This window comes from Paenibacillus sp. B2(2019), assembly GCF_008370385.1.
GTDB lineage: Bacteria > Bacillota > Bacilli > Paenibacillales > Paenibacillaceae > Paenibacillus_AQ.
Map to the genome: position 1 here is coordinate 363,527 of NZ_VTZR01000025.1, position 19,518 is coordinate 383,044.

At 41.7% G+C, this 19,518-nt stretch carries 23 protein-coding genes; 16 read left to right on the top strand and 7 right to left on the bottom strand.

Annotated features, from left to right (window positions below; genetic code table 11):
- Nucleotides 1–36: 36 nt before the first annotated feature.
- A complete protein-coding gene (locus tag PAENI_RS26815; RefSeq protein ID WP_149647349.1) occupies nt 37–1,272 on the bottom strand; it encodes an MDR family MFS transporter in 1,236 nt (411 codons plus the stop codon).
- Between the two features lie 143 nt (nt 1,273–1,415).
- On the opposite strand from PAENI_RS26815, the gene PAENI_RS26820 reads away from it, so the two are divergent.
- The 4 genes from PAENI_RS26820 to PAENI_RS26835 all read left to right on the top strand — a co-directional run bounded on the left by PAENI_RS26820 (nt 1,416) and on the right by PAENI_RS26835 (nt 5,450).
- Entirely contained in the window at nt 1,416–3,191 is a 1,776-nt protein-coding gene (locus PAENI_RS26820; protein WP_149647350.1) for an ABC transporter substrate-binding protein, read from the top strand.
- 287 nt (nt 3,192–3,478) lie between these two features.
- On the top strand, nt 3,479–4,402 hold the full coding sequence (locus PAENI_RS26825; RefSeq protein WP_149647351.1) for a ketopantoate reductase family protein: 924 nt from the start codon (nt 3,479–3,481) through the stop codon (nt 4,400–4,402).
- A gap of 34 nt (nt 4,403–4,436) precedes the next feature.
- Entirely contained in the window at nt 4,437–4,850 is a 414-nt protein-coding gene (locus tag PAENI_RS26830; protein ID WP_149647352.1) for a VOC family protein, read from the top strand.
- 60 nt (nt 4,851–4,910) lie between these two features.
- Nucleotides 4,911–5,450, top strand: coding sequence for an N-acetyltransferase (locus PAENI_RS26835; protein WP_149647353.1), 540 nt, complete (start codon nt 4,911–4,913; stop codon nt 5,448–5,450).
- A gap of 156 nt (nt 5,451–5,606) precedes the next feature.
- Here PAENI_RS26835 and PAENI_RS26840 read toward each other — a convergent pair whose 3' ends face one another.
- Entirely contained in the window at nt 5,607–5,999 is a 393-nt protein-coding gene (locus PAENI_RS26840; protein ID WP_076283583.1) for a hypothetical protein, read from the bottom strand.
- Between the two features lie 153 nt (nt 6,000–6,152).
- Between PAENI_RS26840 and PAENI_RS26845 the strand changes: the two genes are divergently transcribed.
- Nucleotides 6,153–7,091, top strand: a complete 939-nt coding sequence (locus PAENI_RS26845) for a GNAT family N-acetyltransferase (RefSeq protein WP_316502959.1) — start codon at nt 6,153–6,155, stop codon at nt 7,089–7,091.
- Nucleotides 7,092–7,221: 130 nt separating this feature from the next.
- Here PAENI_RS26845 and PAENI_RS32050 read toward each other — a convergent pair whose 3' ends face one another.
- Nucleotides 7,222–7,398, bottom strand: a complete 177-nt coding sequence (locus PAENI_RS32050) for a hypothetical protein (protein ID WP_188114703.1) — start codon at nt 7,396–7,398, stop codon at nt 7,222–7,224.
- A gap of 237 nt (nt 7,399–7,635) precedes the next feature.
- Complete coding sequence (locus tag PAENI_RS26850; protein WP_149647354.1) at nt 7,636–8,094, bottom strand: Hsp20/alpha crystallin family protein; 459 nt, start codon at nt 8,092–8,094, stop codon at nt 7,636–7,638.
- A gap of 115 nt (nt 8,095–8,209) precedes the next feature.
- Here PAENI_RS26850 and PAENI_RS26855 point away from each other — a divergent pair, with 115 nt between their 5' ends.
- Genes PAENI_RS26855 through PAENI_RS26875 form a run of 5 tightly spaced genes read left to right on the top strand, consistent with a single transcriptional unit; the run spans nt 8,210 to nt 9,874 of the window.
- Nucleotides 8,210–8,434: a spore germination protein gene (locus tag PAENI_RS26855; RefSeq protein ID WP_149647545.1), complete on the top strand. Its 225-nt coding sequence runs from the start codon at nt 8,210–8,212 to the stop codon at nt 8,432–8,434.
- A gap of 12 nt (nt 8,435–8,446) precedes the next feature.
- On the top strand, nt 8,447–8,668 hold the full coding sequence (locus tag PAENI_RS26860) for a spore germination protein GerPB (RefSeq protein ID WP_149647355.1): 222 nt from the start codon (nt 8,447–8,449) through the stop codon (nt 8,666–8,668).
- Nucleotides 8,669–8,716: 48 nt separating this feature from the next.
- Nucleotides 8,717–9,337 carry a spore germination protein GerPC gene (gene gerPC, locus PAENI_RS26865; protein WP_149647356.1) on the top strand — a complete coding sequence of 207 codons (621 nt, stop codon included), beginning with the start codon at nt 8,717–8,719 and terminating at the stop codon, nt 9,335–9,337.
- Nucleotides 9,318–9,494 (top strand): spore gernimation protein GerPD, encoded by a 177-nt coding sequence (locus PAENI_RS26870; protein WP_149647357.1) that lies wholly within the window; start codon nt 9,318–9,320, stop codon nt 9,492–9,494. Before gerPC ends, PAENI_RS26870 begins: the two co-directional genes overlap by 20 nt.
- Before the next feature lie 2 nt (nt 9,495–9,496).
- Nucleotides 9,497–9,874, top strand: a complete 378-nt coding sequence (locus PAENI_RS26875) for a spore germination protein GerPE (protein ID WP_149647359.1) — start codon at nt 9,497–9,499, stop codon at nt 9,872–9,874.
- A gap of 239 nt (nt 9,875–10,113) precedes the next feature.
- Here PAENI_RS26875 and PAENI_RS26880 read toward each other — a convergent pair whose 3' ends face one another.
- On the bottom strand, nt 10,114–11,070 hold the full coding sequence (locus tag PAENI_RS26880; RefSeq protein ID WP_149647360.1) for an alpha/beta hydrolase: 957 nt from the start codon (nt 11,068–11,070) through the stop codon (nt 10,114–10,116).
- Between the two features lie 87 nt (nt 11,071–11,157).
- Nucleotides 11,158–12,480, bottom strand: a complete 1,323-nt coding sequence (locus PAENI_RS26885) for an APC family permease (RefSeq protein WP_149647361.1) — start codon at nt 12,478–12,480, stop codon at nt 11,158–11,160.
- A 127-nt stretch (nt 12,481–12,607) separates the two neighbouring features.
- Here PAENI_RS26885 and PAENI_RS26890 point away from each other — a divergent pair, with 127 nt between their 5' ends.
- Together PAENI_RS26890 and PAENI_RS26895 are read left to right on the top strand one after the other, a co-directional pair.
- Entirely contained in the window at nt 12,608–13,504 is an 897-nt protein-coding gene (locus PAENI_RS26890) for a LysR family transcriptional regulator (protein ID WP_149647362.1), read from the top strand.
- A 63-nt stretch (nt 13,505–13,567) separates the two neighbouring features.
- Nucleotides 13,568–14,473, top strand: a complete 906-nt coding sequence (locus tag PAENI_RS26895) for a tyrosine-type recombinase/integrase (RefSeq protein WP_076283590.1) — start codon at nt 13,568–13,570, stop codon at nt 14,471–14,473.
- 90 nt (nt 14,474–14,563) lie between these two features.
- Here PAENI_RS26895 and PAENI_RS26900 read toward each other — a convergent pair whose 3' ends face one another.
- A complete protein-coding gene (locus tag PAENI_RS26900; RefSeq protein WP_042188714.1) occupies nt 14,564–15,487 on the bottom strand; it encodes an L-lactate dehydrogenase in 924 nt (307 codons plus the stop codon).
- Between the two features lie 172 nt (nt 15,488–15,659).
- Here PAENI_RS26900 and bcaP point away from each other — a divergent pair, with 172 nt between their 5' ends.
- From bcaP to PAENI_RS26915, 4 genes are all read left to right on the top strand, one after another.
- Entirely contained in the window at nt 15,660–17,042 is a 1,383-nt protein-coding gene (gene bcaP / locus PAENI_RS26905; protein ID WP_149647363.1) for a branched-chain amino acid transporter BcaP, read from the top strand.
- A gap of 26 nt (nt 17,043–17,068) precedes the next feature.
- Entirely contained in the window at nt 17,069–18,358 is a 1,290-nt protein-coding gene (locus PAENI_RS26910) for a WD40/YVTN/BNR-like repeat-containing protein (protein WP_149647364.1), read from the top strand.
- 241 nt (nt 18,359–18,599) lie between these two features.
- Nucleotides 18,600–18,776, top strand: coding sequence for a hypothetical protein (locus PAENI_RS32055; protein WP_179085723.1), 177 nt, complete (start codon nt 18,600–18,602; stop codon nt 18,774–18,776).
- A gap of 191 nt (nt 18,777–18,967) precedes the next feature.
- The gene (locus tag PAENI_RS26915; RefSeq protein ID WP_188114724.1) at nt 18,968–19,360 is read left to right on the top strand and encodes a DUF2500 domain-containing protein; all 393 of its coding nucleotides are present in this window, start codon (nt 18,968–18,970) and stop codon (nt 19,358–19,360) included.
- Nucleotides 19,361–19,518 lie beyond the last annotated feature (158 nt).

Sequence of the window (19,518 nt, forward strand, 5' to 3'; positions counted from 1 at the left end):
CCCCATAATAACCTTTAGATTTAATAAATTAGACTTTTATGTGCTAGCGTCTACGCCAAGAGATAACTTCTCTCTAGCAGTAAGCCTCTTGTGCGCTAAGATTAGAAAAGGAAGACCTATAGCCGTGGTTAAAGCGAGTGGCAGGAAGATCGTAAGGCCATTCTGAGCTCCATAATGATCCAACAACACTCCGCCGAAGATAGGCGCGATTACACTCCCCAAATTGTTAAAGCCAATCGTTCCAAAGTACGTACCCTTCATTTCTGGCTTCGCGATCCGATCAATTAACATATCCATCATCGTAAAGAGCAGTACTTCCCCTATCGTAAATAGTACGACACTAAACATTAGAAGGGCTACACCTTCAGCAAAACCTACTAAGAGAAGACTAATAGCAACGCAGATATTTCCGAGAATCAATGGAACAATGGGTGAGAATTTGCTTGCAGTACGTACGATAGGATACTGTACCACGAGCACTGTAATGGCATTGAGTGACAACATATAGGAGAATAATTGTCCACCATTTGTGAAATGGGTGTTCATTGCTAAATATTGCGCCATAGTTGAACCAAAATGTCCGTATCCAAGTACACAAAAGATTGTACCAAGTAGAACTGGCAAGAATACACGGTCTCTACCGGTTGTTGCCAAGGCTTCAAGTAAACGTGGTGGTTCAGCTTGCGTATGACTCTGCATGGTTGAACGATGCAATTTAAATTGGATGAATAGTACAAGTCCATATGCAACATATACAATACCAGCGATCATAAAAGGAAACGTTGATTCGGCAGAACCGAGCTGTACTCCAATAATCGGACCAAAGACAACACCAAGATTAATCGCAGCGTATCTAAGATTGAATACAAGCAGCTTACTTTCAGCAGGGGTAATGTCGGATAAAAGTGCCCGTGATGTGGGCTCAAACACGGATCTGCATAAACCGTTCAGGGTGTTGACCAGGAAGAATACCCACAGATGTTGTGCAACAGAGAATCCGAAGAATACTGCTGCCCAGCCAAATACGGAGATTAACATGACAATTTTGCGGCCTACAATATCCGAGATATATCCTCCGTAGAAGCTGGCCATTACCCCCGCCAGAGAGCTGACGGCTACCGTAATCCCCGTTTGTGTGGGGGTGGCTCCAAGAACTTGGGTTAAATAGATGGATAAGAACGGAATGCTCATTGAAGTTACCAAACGTCCGAACATAGTACCGACGATGATAGTCCAAGCTAGTGGGTGAATATGCCTAAGATGCTGGTTCATAATTGAAAAGGTCTCCTAATCTGATAGCTATAATTTAGTACTGCATATTCATTAACGATATATGTATAATTATAATGATAAAAGGGGGAAGTAAAAGTGTAAGAATTACTTACAGTGTTTCACCTTTAAAGGAGTGAACGATCGTGGACCATATTAGTAATCATTTTTTATGTTTAGCAATAGCCATCCCATCCTCAATAGATATAGGGGAAGCTAATCCTGTGACGATAGATAGACTAGCTTCGATTCTGTGCTGCACTCCGCGTAATGTAAAGTTTATTCTGCGAAAACTTGAAGAGCAGGGTTTTATACACTGGCAGCCTGGAAGAGGACGTGGAAATATCTCGCAGCTAACTTTTCTTCGAACGATTGAAGAGGTGCTGGAGGACAACTTTCAGGAACTGATTAATAAGGGGAAGATTAAGGAAGCTATAGAGTTATTAAGTCGTGGTCAGGTTAGCGACACATTAAAGGAACGGTTATTAATGGTGTTAAATAAGCAGATGGGCTTCCGTAGTGAAACGGAGTCGACATCAGGATTGGATGTCTTGCGAATTACACGAAACCGGCATATGGAAGTGCTGGATCCAGCTTATGTATATACCGCGTTTGAATCCTATTTACTCGGACAAATTTATAGCACATTAGTTACCTATGATGCGGCAAGTGATACCTTTCTTCCCGGATTGGCGCATATGTGGGAAGCCAATGAAGATTATACTAGTTATATTTTTTATCTACGGAAAGGTGTGCGATTCCATCACGGCAGGACTATGACCTCTAGAGACGTAAAAGAGACATTTCAACGACTTATAGATTTGAACAGTCCTGCGTTGAGCTTGTACAAAGATATTGAACGAGTAGAGCTTGAAGGAGATCACAGGATCAGGTTTGAGCTGTCTCGTCCGAATCTCTTTTTTCTCCATATGTTCAGTTGTATTCATATGTCGATTCTTCCTCATGACGTAGATATTGTAAATGAAGTGAGTGGAACAGGGCCCTATCGTTTACTAGATCTTAATGAAGATGTGCTAGTCCTCGCGGCATTTGACTATTATTACGGTATACGCCCGCTACTAGATCGTGTAGAAATCTGGTATTTGCCAGAACAAGCTTCAAATGAACGATTGTATGAACTTCCTGAATCTGCTCAGGAAGGTTTGTTACCTAATATCATCTGTAACCACAGTATTGACTACCCTGCCTTGGGATGCCGATATCTCTTGTTCAATTTCCATAAAGACGGAATTCATCAACACCAACTATTCCGGCAGGCTATACGAATCCTTTACAGCCGAGAAGCCTTAATTAAGGAGTTAGGAGGGAATCGTAGTACCCCTGCTGATAGCTTTTTACCTTGGGAGAGCAGTAAGAGAAGTATTATTGAGCCTACCTTTGGCCACGCGAGAGAGCTTCTAGTGGCAAGTGGCTACCAGGGGGAAACCTTAAGTTTAGCTATAAAGGATAAAAAAGAAGATCGCGAAGAAGCCCTGTGGCTTCAAGCACGAGCAGCTTCAGTAGGACTGCATATTGAGCTGTATTTATTCAACGAGTTTAACTCAGCAGATATAAAGAACACCTCCGAAATCCTCCTTGCTGAAGAGGTTCTTGAAGATGATTGGCAGTGGGGAATGGTTAACTACTTTAATAATAAACTTAATTATCTTTTTTCTCTGCTGAGAGATGAACAGATCTTGTTATTCTCTGATGTACTTACCGATTTCACGCAATCGCCAAAGGAAGAAAGAATTAAGTTGCTGGATCAGGCAGAAGGTGTGCTTAGGGACAACTATTGGGTGTTATATGGTTGTCATATGAATAAAAAAGCGCAGCTAAATCAAAGCTTGTTTGGACTTCACACCAGTTCATTCGGATTTCTGGATATCTCAAAACTGTGGATCAAAACTACTAGCCTTTAAGGAGAGTTACCTAAATATGCTTGTACAGGAATGTTTTCTTTTGCTATACTTTCCAGGGAGGCTGTATCGATAAATCATCGAATGGTGCTCTAATAGGTTTTAATAAATGAATAGTAATTAACTTGTAGCCATGGAGGTGAACTCGTTGGATTTTGCTCAGATCCGTAAGGACCGAGACAAAAGAACGGTCGATACTTGACTCTTTTTTTGCCTTTCGGACCTGTTTAGCAGATAGCTAAAAGGTCTTTTTGTTTGTTTAAATTAAGGGAAAAGAAGGGGAGATTATTATGCGTTTTCTTATCGTGGGTGCAGGAGCTATAGGTGGATATTTCGGGGGTCGTCTAGTTCAAAAAGGAGAAGATGTTACTTTTCTCGTCCGAAATGCCAAACAGATTCAGTTAGAAGCGGACGGTTTGATTGTAAAAAGTGTTCATGGGGATTTTCAGACTTCTGTACGAACGATTTCTAATAGGGAAGCAGTAAAGCCCTTCGACTGCATTATTATAGCGGTCAAGGCATACCATTTGCCTCAGGTGATGAATGACATTGAACCCTACGTCGGTGAACATACACTGATCCTCCCGCTCCTCAATGGTTATGATCAATTTAGCATTTTGCAGAAGCGTTTTGGCCCAGAACATGTACTGGGTGGTCTTTGTTATATAGAAACAACTCTAGATTCAGCAGGTACTATCGTTCAAAGCAGTTCGTTCCATAGTATTGTGTTTGGTGAATGGGCAGGTGGTGAGTCAGAACGAACACAGTTGCTTCTGAGTCATTTGGATCATGCTGGATTCACAGTGACATTAAGTTCTGACATTCAGCGCGAAGTGTGGCAGAAATATATATTTGTAGCTAGTCTAAGTGGGATTACCACTTTAATGGATAGCTCTGTTGGGCCTATTTTTGCTTCCCCAAAAGCACGTGCAATCTATGAGCAGCTTCTTCAAGAGATTGTTAGCTTGGCTCAAAATGCTGGAATGCCTGTGGAACCGGAAAATAAAGCTTCCACGATGCAAAAGATGCTTTCTGTGTTACCTGAATTTACTTCATCCATGCATCGGGATATGCATAAGCAACTACCTGTAGAAGCGGACCATCTGCATGGGGCACTTCTGGCTATGGCTGTTCCGGGTCAAGGCGCGTATCCGGTTCTCGAAACCGTGTATGCCCGTTTGAAAGTATACGAAAGCGTTAATGATAGGAAATGATCTACTTTAAATCACAATAAGGAGCTGGACAATTATGAAGGAAACGAATCAAAAGATCATGACTTTTCTAATGTTCGAAGGTAAGGCAGAAGAAGCTATGAATTTCTATACGTCCTTGTTTGATGATTCCGAAGTTATTAGCATTAAGCGATATGGAGCGAATGAAGCAGGACCTGAAGGGAGTGTAATGCAAGCTTCCTTTTCTATGCATGGACAAGTATTTATGTGTATAGATAGTTATGTTCAGCACGGGTTTACCTTTACTCCAGCGATATCCTTATATGTAAATTGCGAGAGTGAAGCTGAAATTGATCGGGTCTACGAATCAATAGCGCAAGGTGGACAGGTCCTAATGCCTCTTGGAAGCTATCCGTTTAGTCCGAAATTTGGCTGGGTAGCGGATAGATTTGGCGTGACTTGGCAATTAAATTTTTCGGGGAATGCGTAGCAAGAAAACTTTGAAGAAGGCCCATATCAGGAATGCCCGGTATTTGAAAGTGATCAATTGATGTATAGATTGGTTCAAGAGGAAGACGCTGAGGACCTACTGGAATGTTATTCAGACGCTGCTTCTATCCCGCTCTTCAATAGCGATAACTGTAATAACGATTTTAACTTTCAAACGATAGAAGAGATGAGTGGCTGTATACGATTCTGGCTGGATGAATATGCAGGGCATGGTTACGTTCGATTTAGTATTTTAGAGAAAAATAGTGATAAAGCTGTTGGTACTGTTGAATTTTTTGCGAGAAATGAGAGCGTTGAAGGGGTAGGACTGATTGGTGTTCTAAGGCTTGATCTGATCTCGAGATTGGAGAATGAAGGAGTTCTTACAGAGATCCTCTCTATGATTGAGAAGGAGTTCTATGATTGTTTTAGGGTTGATGCGATGATTACCAAGGCCATTCCGACCGCTGAGCAAAGAATCAGCGCACTATTAAATAGTGGTTATTCAAAAATTGTGGGCAACGCACTGGTGTCTTTCAACGACTATTATATGATCTCGAGGGCTGCAGTTCAGGAGTATAATCGCAAGCTGCATAAATGAAAAGAGGAGGTGAACCTAATAGGGTTTACCTCCTCTTTTTTTGAAAATATAAGGATAAAGTATAAGTTTCACAATATACTTTATCCTTATATTTTTACGAGAAACGGTTATCGTCTTAAAAAGACGACACTATCGTTTCTTCTTAGAAGAACGGATTTAATTACATTGCTGAACAACAGTTGTGCCCTCATTAGTAATCGTGACAGTTGAATAACCAGATAGATACTCTGTATAACCGCATACAGTTTCTTGGGTGGATTGTCCTTTTGCGTTAGTATACTTAAGGTATATAGAACCTTCACCACTTAAGCTCAGTGTAGGTTTGAACCTTTTCGTTTCACCTTTCTTGATGGGACTTGTAAATAATTCCTTGGAATCCGTATGGATTAAACCTATTTCAATAGAGCTAATATCATCATCCGACTGATTATCTACAGTGAGCAAGAAACTCTTAAATGGACTCAGAATATTGGATATCGTACTGATCCCGAAAGCTATCACAATACCCATTGAAAATATAGCAATACCTATAAAAAATCGTCTCTTCATCATGCAGTCCCCCTATGTAAGTAAGACAGGGTTCATTCGAATAATGTTACGGTATATAAGAATTAATTATAACTATTCATTAACAAGTGAAATTGGAAGAGATGTGCTACCCTTAATGTATGCCAAAATTTATATATGAAAAGGGGTTTTGTTTTGACAAAATCTACGATTCTTTCATCAGAAGGAATAACGATTCGTCATTTTGAACAAGGGGACATGCCATTACTGGGTGAGTTATATAACTCGGTTACTTCGCGGGGAAATGCTGTTTTTTGGTGGGTTGGTGATGAGGAAAACTGGGAGAATGTGTACTGCGCCTTTGAAAATGAAAAAATGGTTGCCAAAGGTCAAGTAGAGATCATAAATATTGTGCCGCCTGGGCGTTCAAAGGAAAGCAGACATTCGATCTATTTGAATTTGAAAACAATACCTGAAAGAGAAGAAGACTACGATTTATTAGAGAGCCTGTATCAAACGCTCCTCTTGAGAGCACTTGAATTGAAGGAAACTTTATCAACAGCGTACAAAACGACGCTATGTGTCGGGAATAACGCATCGGAGATCGCAAATACGCAATTTTTTGAAAAAGAAAAGGGCTTCTGTCAATACAATAGCTTATTTAAAATGAATCATACTCTCGATAATTCCTACACCGTACCAGAACTGAAAAAGGAATTTGAATTTGCAACTTGGATGATGGAGACGCCACAAGAAGAAGATCTTTATTTAGAATTGGAAGCAGAGGTTTGGCCAGAAACCCCACTCGGGAAAGAACGGCTATCTCAGTTTAAGCAAAATCCGCTTTGGAACTCTATGGTTGTTCGAGAAGGGGAGCGGGTTATAGGCAGCTTGATGGTATGGCAGGAAGAGAAAAGTGGGTATATTGAAAATGTTTTTGTACTAGAGCCGTGGAGAAGATTTGGAATTGCTAGGTACATGCTTTCTCAAGCGTTAAACTATTTCAGAACACATGGACTTGAAGAAGCTTATTTAATGGTGTTAACAGATAATGATTCTGCATTGCATCTTTATGAATCTGTCGGATTCAGTTTATCGAGTGAGGAAAGACGGTATCGTATAGAACTCCTATAGTTTTTGAAGTGGAGGATTACTAAGCAAAGTGTGATTCAGTTTCATCGAGGTTCGATGACAGGATTGCACTTTTTTAGTAATCCGTTCGCCTTGTAATAAATGATGACAGGAAATCCTCGAACAAATTTGTTCATTTACTGTTAGTTACTTGTTTACCCTCGCATTTCTTACACACGTTAACCTTTTCGCCAGAAAGTCCCTTTCCGATGTACAAAAGCTTAATACGAGTGCTGCCGCAGATCAGGCATGTTCCTCTGCCTCGGGATGGCATACGCCAGAGTGCTTTGCCACGCTTGTTTTTGGACATAAATAGCCCACCTTTGCGATTGATACCCTATCTTATGAGCGAGGGAACCTTAAAGTTCGGAGAATGAAGCTTATAAATCCCTTTGTGATTGCAGACAAAATTAAGGATAAAAAGGGCAAAAAACGCCCTAAAAAAACAGCGTATAACTTAAATTATACGCTGTTTTAGTTTTAAGACGTTTTTTTGAGGAGAGATCGCCACTTGGACGAGCAAAAAGGAGGGATTTTAAGGATTTTTTTATAAATAACGGATGTCGATATCTCTAAATTTACCTGCTGACATTTTCGGCATTCTGAATTGCAATGAGCCTTGTTTATAAGTGCCTCTGCTCTGATCCGGATTGACTGGAATGGGGAGTGGGATGATCTCGCTATGATCTTTTCTAATACCGCTTAATTTGATTTGTGTTCGGTTGATTTGTGCCCAAATACTTTCGGGGTGAATTCCACTTGGAATACGGATTTTAGTGATCAAATAATTATGTGTGTCCAGATGCTCAAATTGCAGACTTGAGGTTTCGTTCGTAAATGACGAAGAGGTCGCTGCAGTAGCTTCTTTGATTATTTTTTCAACATAGCCATCGATCTGGCTTGGATCCAGCTTCCATTGCTCTTCAAGTGACTTTAAGGATAACTTTTTCTTAAAAAAGGGATCTTCGTTCATCCAATCTAAAGGGTTCGATTTATTCGGACTCATGAACGCTGAACCTCCTTCATTTTTTATCCATTGTATGGGCGTATGACTTATTCAGTGACATCTGGGCGAATATCTACATAGAATAGGTTATCATTCCGAAAGGAGGAGTGGTTTGGTGGTTTCAATCATCGGCAACATTAAAATCAACAGTGTGGGCCCTAGTTCCACAGTCTTAGTAGGAAATACGGCATCTGTTATCTTGAGCAGTAACTCTAAAATCTATGCCGGTGCCAACTCCTTCCCCATAGGTGATTCCTTTGGTACGATTATTACGAATAACCAGGCTAGCAGTACTAATACAATGGATTCGGATGTGGTGGATCAAGTATCGCCTCCTTAAGGGTGGGTTTATATGAATATTACGGTATATCAGTGCGTATCGGTCAATAATCTAAAAATTGGTACGATCTCAAATTCATCGGTCCTTCAGATCGGCACATCCGGACGAATTAATACCTTGTCTCATAGTTATCAGACTGGTGACGTTCCAAAGTCTCCTCCAGCGCCAACACCAGTGGTAAGTGATTCACCTCTTGTACCCTTGCCCCCACCAACTGAACTATATACCCGCTAGAATTAGGCTCCTATACTTCGCATACAATAAACCATAGGAGGGGGTTGTATGCACCCGTATTATGTTCAGCAAGTCTTTAATGCACTAAGAGTACAAGCAGAAAAGATTCAACTGCTAGAGAAACAACTCCAAGATTTAAAAGGGGACGTAGATAGCATAAAGAATAATAAAACTGCAAGTATAGGTCCTATAAATTATCATTTTGAACAATTGAAAATCGAGAAGCTGGAAGGCACTTTAAATATAGGCATTACACCAAATGAGGGAAATAATCTGGATGAAGCGATGATCAATGGTAAGACTATTGGGGAGCAAGAGGGGGGGACACCTTCTGCATCTGCATTATCGGATAAAATCCGTCCAGAGATTCTGAAGTATGTGCAAGAGGAAGTTCCTTTTCAATTTTCACGCTTAGAAAAAGAGCAGAACTTAAGTATTGATGAGCAGTATATCCAAATGGTAACCCAGGATCTGCTGAATCAGATGGATGGCCGGATTAACGAGTATGTAAGCCAGCTTCCTGCCGCTGAAGAAGGGCGTGGATACACAGAAGAGGAAAGTGCTTCTATTGTTGAACAAATCAAACGAGATATTGTTACGGCGGTAGAACGGCATTTGGAAATAAACATAACTGGAAGGCGGGAGCCGCATGAAAGTAACCGTGATTAACAGAGAAATAAATGTAAACGCGGTAAAAGTGTTTTCGATATCAGGTTCTTCGGTATTTTTAGTAGGGGATACTCATACGATTAATTGTTCTTCGGCGTTTGACAGCGTGATAGAATATACTCCAAGTGCTCCGGATCAAGTCAAAAAAGGCAGTTAACAATGCACAACTCGCGTATACAAGATGTATACATTAATAATCTGTCTGACAGTTCGATTTTCTTATGTGGATCTGTAGAGCGGATTCAGTCCAAATTCGTGGGCAGTAAAGAAAATTACCTATATAACATACAAGAGATTAATAGCAATAATAGAGAGGCTTTACGCTTAGACATCCCTCTTGCGACCTGGTCGAACCAAGTGAATGATGATGTTGAGATTTTAAATGATTCTGAGGAATCAAGCATTAATATTAAATTTATTAAAATCTTATCGATTGGCTCTGGAACGACCTTACAGATTGGAAATGGTGGCTCAGTTCATCTGGAGAGTCGAACCAGTGAGTTCAAGCGAGAAATAGCTTCAGAAGATGAGGGGTAATTTGGCATATTTGTTGAAACTTATTTTATAAAAATATAATAGTTTACATAATCATTATTATGTAAACTATTATAAGGTACTGTCCTATAAGAAAGTACTTTTCACAATTAAGGGAGTTTCGAGCTACGAAAAGGAGGGCCATCAAAGGTATTCTGCTATAGAAATAGAATTAAACTTATAATTAGAGAAAGCCTGCAAATGTGCAGGCTTTCTCTAATTTGGTGAACGGAGATATTTATTTAGAAGCCTTCGCGAAGCCATGTCGTCGCCAGCTTGATGGCGGCTTTTTTGGCATTGGTTTCAGCTAAAGGATTTAGCATCACGAAATCATGTATGATTCCTTGAAAACGAACTGCCGTGACTGTGACTCCAGCTTCACGTAATTTGGCGGCATAAGCTTCACCTTCATCACGTAGAACATCTGCTTCACCCGTTATGACTAGTGCTTCGGGTAGATCGCGTAACTGATCTACACTAGCTCGAAGCGGGGAGGCTGTGATCTGCTTCCGCTCCTCAGGGTCAGTTGTATATTGATCCCAGAACCATTTCATTCCATCACGTTGCAAGAAGTATCCTTCTGCGAACTCATTATAAGATTCGGTATCAAAGGAGGCATCCGTTACCGGATAGAACAAAAGTTGTTTCCCTATCTTCGGACCACTGCGTTCTTTAGCCATAAGCGTAATGGCGGCTGCCATATTTCCACCGACACTATCACCGCCTATGGATAGCTTGTTAGCATCAAGTGCATGTTCACTACCCTGTGCAGCGATCCATTTCAGAACAGCATAGATTTCTTCAATTGCTGTAGGATATTTAGCTTCTGGAGAGAGGCTGTAATTTGGAAAAACAATAGCGGCCTCCGCTCCAACAGCTAGTTCACGGATCAAGCGGTCATGGGTATGCGCATTACCAAACACCCAGCCAGCACCATGAATGTAAAGGATCACTGGCAACGACGTGGAAGAGGAGCTAGGGGGCCGAACAATTCTTATGGAAACATTACCATTAGGTCCTCCTGGCACCATAAGATCTTCAATTTCGACTTCAGGTTTATATATCTCACTGGATTGTACAGTATCTACCGTTTCACGGCCTTTTTCTGGTCCAAGATCAGGAAGGAACGGAGGTTTGGAATTATCATCGGCAAATTTCTGCGCTGCTGGCTCAAGAATAATCTTTGGTTGATTTGGCATGATGTATCGTCTCCTTTGTCTGGTCATAGTATAGTTTACCCTCTTCATTCCATAACCATCTAAACGAATACTGAAACGATATGAGTCTTACAATGCTTTTTGTTGATCCTCACCAATTTCATTTTTTAAATCCCTTATTCCGGCAACCGTTTGTTTATGTTTGATACGGAAGATCAAAATAAACATCAAAGTAATAAGTAACGGATAGCCTATTGCCCAGCCTGTAAAAGGAAACACGGCAGCGGTAGCTAGAAAAGAGATCCAGCTAATCGTTACGCCTAATCTACTTCCCTTAAGTAGGCGTATCCCCGCAGCACAGCCTCCGATATAAGTCAGGATAAATGTCGCATTTGGAAACTGGATCAAAGTAGTGATAGATATCAATCCGCTGCTGTACAGTGACATGACCGTTACAAAACAGAGGAGCAGGAAAGCTATCCCACCGATAGGGGTATGATATGGTTTGGATAGTCTCCCCATCCATTGCGGTGCGTAGCCCTGACGTGATAACGCATAAGCCACACGCGAGGCAGCACCGGCATAAGCGATAATGGTGGCGGTACAGATGAAGAGACCTGTAAGTCCTGCGATAAATCCTCCCCAGCGTCCAAGGGGCTGGCTGATGATCCAGACAAGTGAAGTACTCGACCCACCTTTAAGGTAGCTTTGTGTGCCAACCGTTGCTAAAGCGGATAAGAAATATAGAACACCTACAATAATAGCAGCGATGGTCACACCTTTAACTGCAGCACGTTGTGGATCTTTGAACTCCTCAGAGAGATGTGAGACAGCTTCCCAACCAATAAAACACCAAAATAGGATTGCTGCAGCCTGTCCAATGCTCATCCATCCGTGTGGGGCAAAGGGAGTGAAGTGTTCAACCTCCATTCGAGGAAGCGCAGTAGCAAAGGAGAAGACGAGAACAGCTACAATCGCAATCACTACAGCAATTTGTACCTTTCCCGCCACTTGCATACCAATCCAGTTTGTAATTAGCCCAATGGCCAACATCACCGCAGCGATAGTAATTCTCGCAGGTTCATCCCAGCCCATTGCGGCTGTCATATAACCAGCTCCGGTCAGCGCAGCGACAGGCGCACCAATCGGAACAGACATTAGAAAAAACCAGCCCACTAAAGATCCGGCTTTAGGTCCGAAAGCAAGGGTAACGAAGTGGGACACGCCTCCTGCGTTAGGAAATTTGGCAGAGAGCAAGCCCATCGATAAGGCCATTGGCAAAATCAACAGCGTCATAAATCCCCATGCCAGCAATGAAGCGGGACCAGCCATTTCTGCAGCCAGTCCGGGAACGATTAAGACTCCCGAGCCCAATACAGCGCCAATATAAAGAGCTATGGCTTGCGGCATGCCGATGTTTCTTCGTAAAGTGGTTGAACTTGAATCTTTCATGATTTTTAATCCTGCTTTCATTGTCTTTTGTTATAGAGTAGCAGATAATAGATCCATTGGAAAAACAGATTTTTTGAATAGTATCCATTCGAAATTCCGATGGGTAACTATTATTCAGGGGGCACGTATGGAATCACGTCATCTTTTTACCTTTATAGTCGTAGTGGAGACGGGTAGCTTCACACGAGCTGCACAGAAGCTTGATTATGCACAATCCAGTATTACCGCACAGATCCAAGCGTTAGAGACTGAAATAGGTCAGCCTTTATTTGATCGGATCAGTAAAAAGATCATCCTAACCGATGCAGGCCGCCGTCTGCTCCCATTCGCTCAAGAGATCTCCAGAATGCACTCTCTAGCGCAAGATGCTCTTCGCTCCGAGAGTGAGCTAACAGGGTCTTTACGCATTGGCGCACCTGAATCTCTGGCTGCTTTTCGCTTACCAGGCATTATCAAGGAGTTTCGCGTGAAATATCCAAAGGTCCAAATTCTTCTGAAGCCTGGGGCCTGCTGGGAGCTAACGGATTTAGTTCGATCCGGTGAATTGGATTTGGCCTTCCTACTGCAACCAGAGACGGAAGATAAAGATCTGAATATAGAAACACTGGTGCATGAACAAATGACCCTGATCGCTCCGCCGGATCATCCCTTATTGAGTCTTCCAGTGGTAGAACCGTTTCATCTTAAGGGAGAAACGATATTGCATACGGAAACTGGTTGTAGCTACCGTACTTTATTTGAACATCATTTAAACAGACACGGGGTATTTCCGGACCCTACGTTAGAGTTTTGGAGTATTGAGGCGATCAAGCAATGTGTAATGGCGGGTCTAGGCATCGCTTTTATTCCAATGATTACAGTGAGCAATGAATTAGCGGAAGGGAAGTTAGCTAGGCTGAATTGGAATGATGAATCGCAGCGTGTGGCTACTCAAATAGCTTATCATCATAAGAAATGGAAATCTCCTGTTCTAACAGAGTTTTTAAAAGCTGTGCTAAAGCATGCTGAAAAATGGAGCAGCTAAGTTTAATTCTTGTAGCTATTCTATGGTACAATAGATTGTCGAAAACAAGGGAGGCTCGAAGCCATGAATGAGTGGAGTGAAGACTACGAAGAGGGGCTTGAGGCTTTTTTAATCTGGATGAAGGATGCCGGTTACACTCCCTATACGCAGAAATCCTATTTAGTGGATGTAAAACAGTTTTTAGAAAGTCTGAATGGTAAAAAGCTAGAGTCCGTAAAGAAGCTACATGTTATTTCTTTTCTTACGTCAGTGCGTGAACGTGGTGTAAGTGATGCTACCCGTAACCGGAAGCATGCCTCAATTAACTGTTTTTTTAAGGCATTAATTGAGCTGGAATTGCTTCTAACCAATCCTGCAGCTGGGATTAAGAAATCTAAAACTGAGATCAATCGCGAACCGGTCTACTTAGATGAAGGTGATCTGGGGCGATTTTTGTCTTCTATAGATGGGAAATACAAAGGACGTAATTTAGCAGTCTTTTTACTGATGTCCTATATGGGGCTTCGGGTGGGGGAAGTCCACACGCTTAATTTAAGTGATTATAATGTAGAAAGACATTCCCTTCGAGTGTTCGGTAAGGGACGTAAATGGCGTAATGTACCGATTCCAGAGGATGTGGTACCTTTTCTCGATCTGGCAATAGAAGAACGATTAAATCCTTGGCGCAGTAAAGAGGAAGCTATGTTCATTTCACAAAAAGGACGCAGGCTGTCCATACGTGGCATTCAGCAAATCGCTGCGGACACCTTCGATCGTTTCCAAAGGGATGTGCCTGCTGCACAACGACGACCCTATTCCAGCCATAAGCTACGACATTCCTTCGCTACCATGCTGCTACGAAAAGGTGCGGATCTGAGGACGGTTCAGGAGCTACTGGGGCACTCTTCCATTCAGACAACAACGGTTTACACGCATATCACGAGCCGTGAGAAGGAAGAAGCCATGTCGAAATTGCAAGTCCAGATTTGATTGAATTCAAAGTGCAATTCTTTTCGTGAAAAAGGGGCTATCCCCGGCCATGTATCATGACAACAGGGAGAGCCCCATGTATTCATTTGCTTATAGTTCTAGCTTAGCTATCTCAGCTTTAAGCTTCTCGGCCGATTTCTGGAATAGAGCTCGTTCTGTCTCATTTAATGGAAGATCTAGTACTTCTCGTACACCGGACCGATCTACGACGCAAGGGGCGCCAAGGTAGACATCCGAAACTCCGTTATAATTATTCAATAAAGTAGATACGTTCAATACAGAGCCTTCATTATGAAGAATGGACACTACAATACGATCTAGTGCTAATGCTATTGCGTAAGAGGTTGAGCCTTTGGCATCAATAATTTCATAAGCGGCATTCTTAGTATCCTGGAATATTTCATCTTGTTCTGCTTCGTCAAAACCGAGATCAATCCCGGCAACATTTGCTAGACTCCAAACAGGAAGTTCCGAGTCTCCATGTTCCCCGATAATCTGACCATGAATACTGCGTGGATCAATTTCTTTGTGGCGTCCAATCAGGTAGCGAAAACGTGCACTATCCAGCACCGTTCCGGAACCGATGACTCTTCTGCGATCAAAACCGCTTATTTTCAAAGTGGCATATGACAAAATATCTACAGGATTAGTTGCAATAAGTAGTATCGCATGTTGATTATATTTGGTGATCTTTTGAACGATATCTTTGAAAATTGAAATGTTTTTGCGGAGAAGATCTATCCGGGTTTCACCTGGTTTTTGTGATGCACCGGCAGTTACAATGATGATATCCGCTTCCCGGCAATCTTCATATGTACCAGCCCATAGCTTCACACCACCAACAAAGGGCATGCCGTGATTCATATCCAATGCTTCTCCAAGGGCTTTCTTTTGATTAACGTCAATAAGTACGAGCTCAGGCATACGTCTCCGTAGCAGTAATGTATAGGCTGTTGTTGTACCAACTGCTCCAGTACCAATGACTACGACACGATTGGGTTTCGGGGGGGCCATGATTCCATCTCCTCAGTAATTAAAATTTTTAGCTTTTAATCTTGTCCATCATAATCGCTAACGATATTGTTTTCAAGCAGGTCTTATTTAATGCATTACCCCATTTTGGGCATACTTAATAGAAATTCTCTAATCAATTTGACAACAAGACTAGACAGGAGAGAATGTAAGAATGGATTTATTTCGCAAAAAACCGCTAATCGCACCTTCAAACTCGGGTGCAACCAAGTTGAACAAAACACTTGGTGCGCTGGATCTAACCATGCTAGGTGTAGGAGCGATTATTGGTACTGGTATTTTTGTAATGACAGGAGTAGCGGCAGCAGAACACGCTGGTCCTGGCCTTGTCATTTCATTCCTGTTAGCCGCGTTTGCCTGCGTACTGTCAGCCCTTTGTTATTCAGAGTTTGCATCGACCATCCCGGTCTCCGGAAGTGCCTATGCTTATAGTTATGTAGCTTTTGGAGAATTACTCGCTTGGATTTTAGGCTGGGACCTTGTGTTAGAGTATGGCGTTGCAGCAGCTGCAGTAAGCAGTGGATGGTCAGGCTATTTGCAGGGACTTTTAGAGGGCTTTGGTATCCATATTCCTACAGCACTATCCGGGGCGTATAATGCGCAAGCAGGTACCATTATTAATTTACCAGCAGTAATAATCATTTTACTAATTTCCTACTTACTAACACGGGGAACTAAAGAGACTGCTCGTTTTAATGCGATTATGGTCGTTATCAAAATAGCTGTGGTGCTTTTGTTTATCGTAACTGGATTTTTCTATGTTAAACCAGAGAACTGGACTCCATTTCTACCCTTTGGCTATCAAGGTGTTGTAAACGGTGCGGCAACTGTCTTCTTTGCCTATATAGGTTTTGATGCGTTATCGACTGCTGCAGAAGAAGTAAAGCAACCACAGCGCGATTTGCCTATAGGGATTATTTCATCCCTTGCTATATGTTCTGTATTGTATATCCTAGTTTCACTTGTATTAACAGGTATTATACCGTATACGGATCTCAATGTTAGTGATCCCGTTTCTTATGCGCTTCGTGTTGTAAATCAAGATATGATAGCGGGTCTAATCTCTGTTGGAGCTATTGCGGGAATGACCACCGTACTGCTCGTAATGCTGTTCGGTCAAACCCGACTGTTATTCGCAATCTCACGTGATGGCCTTTTACCACGAGGATTGTCTAAGATCAATGCTAAAACACAGACACCTATTCGTAGTACGTGGATGGTTGGGATCATTATAGCTGTATTAACGGGCTTTATTCCTTTGGATCGATTGGCTAACTTAACAAGCATTGGAACACTGTTTGCCTTCTTTGTCGTTTCTTTGGGGGTAATTGCCCTGCGTGTTATTCATCCCAATATGAAAAGAGGGTTCAGAGTACCCTGGGTACCCTTCATTCCATTGCTAAGTGCGGCAACATGCGGATATTTGATGTATAATCTAGGAAGTGAGACATGGATTGGGTTTCTGATTTGGACGAGTCTTGGACTTCTGATCTATTTTCTATACGGCTACCGTAATAGTAAGTTAAATCATAAATAAGATTCCAATTGAGAGGAGAGAGGGCATTGACATCTAGAACCGCTGGATTGAAAACTCTAAGAATGTTTATGATGCTATTTTTTTTAGCGTGGATAGTCTCAGCATGTTCTTCACCACCACCGGAGCCTTCTCCACAGCCACAACCTACAGAAGCACCGGAAGAAGGACAGACGATTACTCTGATTACAACACCAAGTAACAATACTAACAAAGAGAGTGGCCCGAAATATCAGGTTCAAACTCGAATTACGGGTTTTCATCTGCTTAGTGAGACAGAGGGCATGGTATGGGGTGTAACAAAAAATGAACTTCGTTTGTACGTTACCCATAATAACGGGGCGACCTGGGCTAATATTTCTCCTGCACCCAATGTGCAGTTCCTGTCCACACCTGTCTATGGAAAAGGCATCTTTTTTACTGACTCTAACCATGGTTGGATTATAAGAAGTGCATTTGGTACGACAGAGAATATAGTGCTACGAACCACAGATGGAGGAAAAAGCTGGAAAATCTCTTCGTTAGGTGATGATAATAATGTATCTTCCGTTTATTTCAATTCACCAACTCAGGGATGGCTAATGACCTCTGCGAACGCTACTCCAAATAAGGAAAGCAAGGCGATTTATTCAACGTCAGACGGTGGGGCCACATGGGAAGAAGTGATGCAGAATGAACAGTATAATCCGAACCTTCCCAATCATTCGATCCCGTTCACAGGTGTAAGTACTGGAATGATCTTCAAGAGTCGTGTAGAAGGATTTGTGACTTTGCAGACCGGTGCCCTTCCTAAGATCTTTATAACTAAGGACGGTGGTCAGAGTTGGAATCCAGGACAGTCTTTTCTGGTAAATGAACAACTGGAAAGCTGTGACAGAGTCATTACTGGCAAACCAGAGTTCTTCGATGCTAGTAAGACTAATGGTTGGATGTCTGTGGGCTGCCAAAATGATAAAAATAAGACGATTACTTACCACGGTTACTTTACCGCTAATGGTGGAGATAACTGGAAATTTACACCCTTTGAATTAAAGAGTCCAACCGGAGGGAATCATCAGAGCGCTCCGACGTTTCTGAATTCGCAAGTTGGTTGGGCCATTATTGGTGATACTCTTTACCATACCGTTAACCAAGGGAAAACTTGGCTCCCTCTTAAGGAGAGCAGTGTTCTGCAGTCTAAGCTTGAGGAATATCCTGAGACGATTAAGATGGAGTTTATTTCCACAGAGGTGGGATGGCTTTTACTTGAGAAAAAAGAACAAAAACGCTCGCTCCTCTTACAAACTACAAATGGTGGGATTAGTTGGCGTGTGATGTAAAGTGAAGTGAAGCTGTTTCAAAAGTAGAGGATAATACTTTTGAAACAGCTTTTTTTGAATAAGAATGAACTTCTAAATCAATATGTTTTTGATTGATTGAATATAAGGAAAAAACTTAATTAAAATTTTCTTTATAGATGTGAAAAAAATCACATGACATTTAAATGATCGTGTGATATATTTAACACATAGAACAAGTTCAAATTTTCACAAACTTAACTTTCGAATAGGAGAGATTACAATGAAAACTTTTGAAACAGATTATATGACAAGAAACCTGCTGCAACTTTGCTACAACTGTGATGACGCTCACCTGTGTGAAACGGAAGAACAATGCAGAGCATGCTGGGCAGACAATGGTATGTTAGATGTTGAGACTGACGAAACGAAGCAATTGCTAGACCTCGTTCATGCTTAATCTGATCACTCAAAATTATGATTAAAGACCACTCGATTTCTTGATTTCTAAGAAAACGAAGTGGTCTTTTTGCATGAAGTCTTACTAATTTAATGCTTTCTGGACTAGAAGAGGCATATACATGTACAGAAGTGCCTGAAGCTAAGTTAAGGGTTGAATTAATGGGTATGAAGGGGGAAAATGTCATGGGAATGGGCCCGGATCTTTCATGGATGTTTGATTTCTCTGGAACAGTGATGCCAATATTTCTCATTGTAATGGTTGGTATTCTTGCATTATCAGCAGGCAGGGGTTTGCTTCAATGGAGCCGGAACAATAGCTCGCCCATGCTAACCATCCCTGCCCGTATCGTCAGCAAGCGGAGTGAAATAAGGCAGCAGCAGGTTCAAGAAGATAATGGTTCAAGTCGTACAAGTACAACCTACTACTTAACGTACGAATTGAATGGGGGCAGTCGAATTGAATTTAAAGTAGATGGCCATGAATATGGAATGAGTGCAGAAGGTGATAAAGGCATGCTTACCTATCAAGGAACCAGATATCACGGATTTGAGCGACAACCACAATACTCCACAGCGGAGTAGTCATTAGCTATACATTCATTCTTAAACCATTCTTCTGTTCCATTCAACGGAGCAGAGGGATGGTTTTTATTTGCGGACTATTTAGCAACTAAACGGAATGCAAATGGCTTTAAAATTAGGTTGGAACTGTCACCTCTTGGGCTAATGCACATACAATA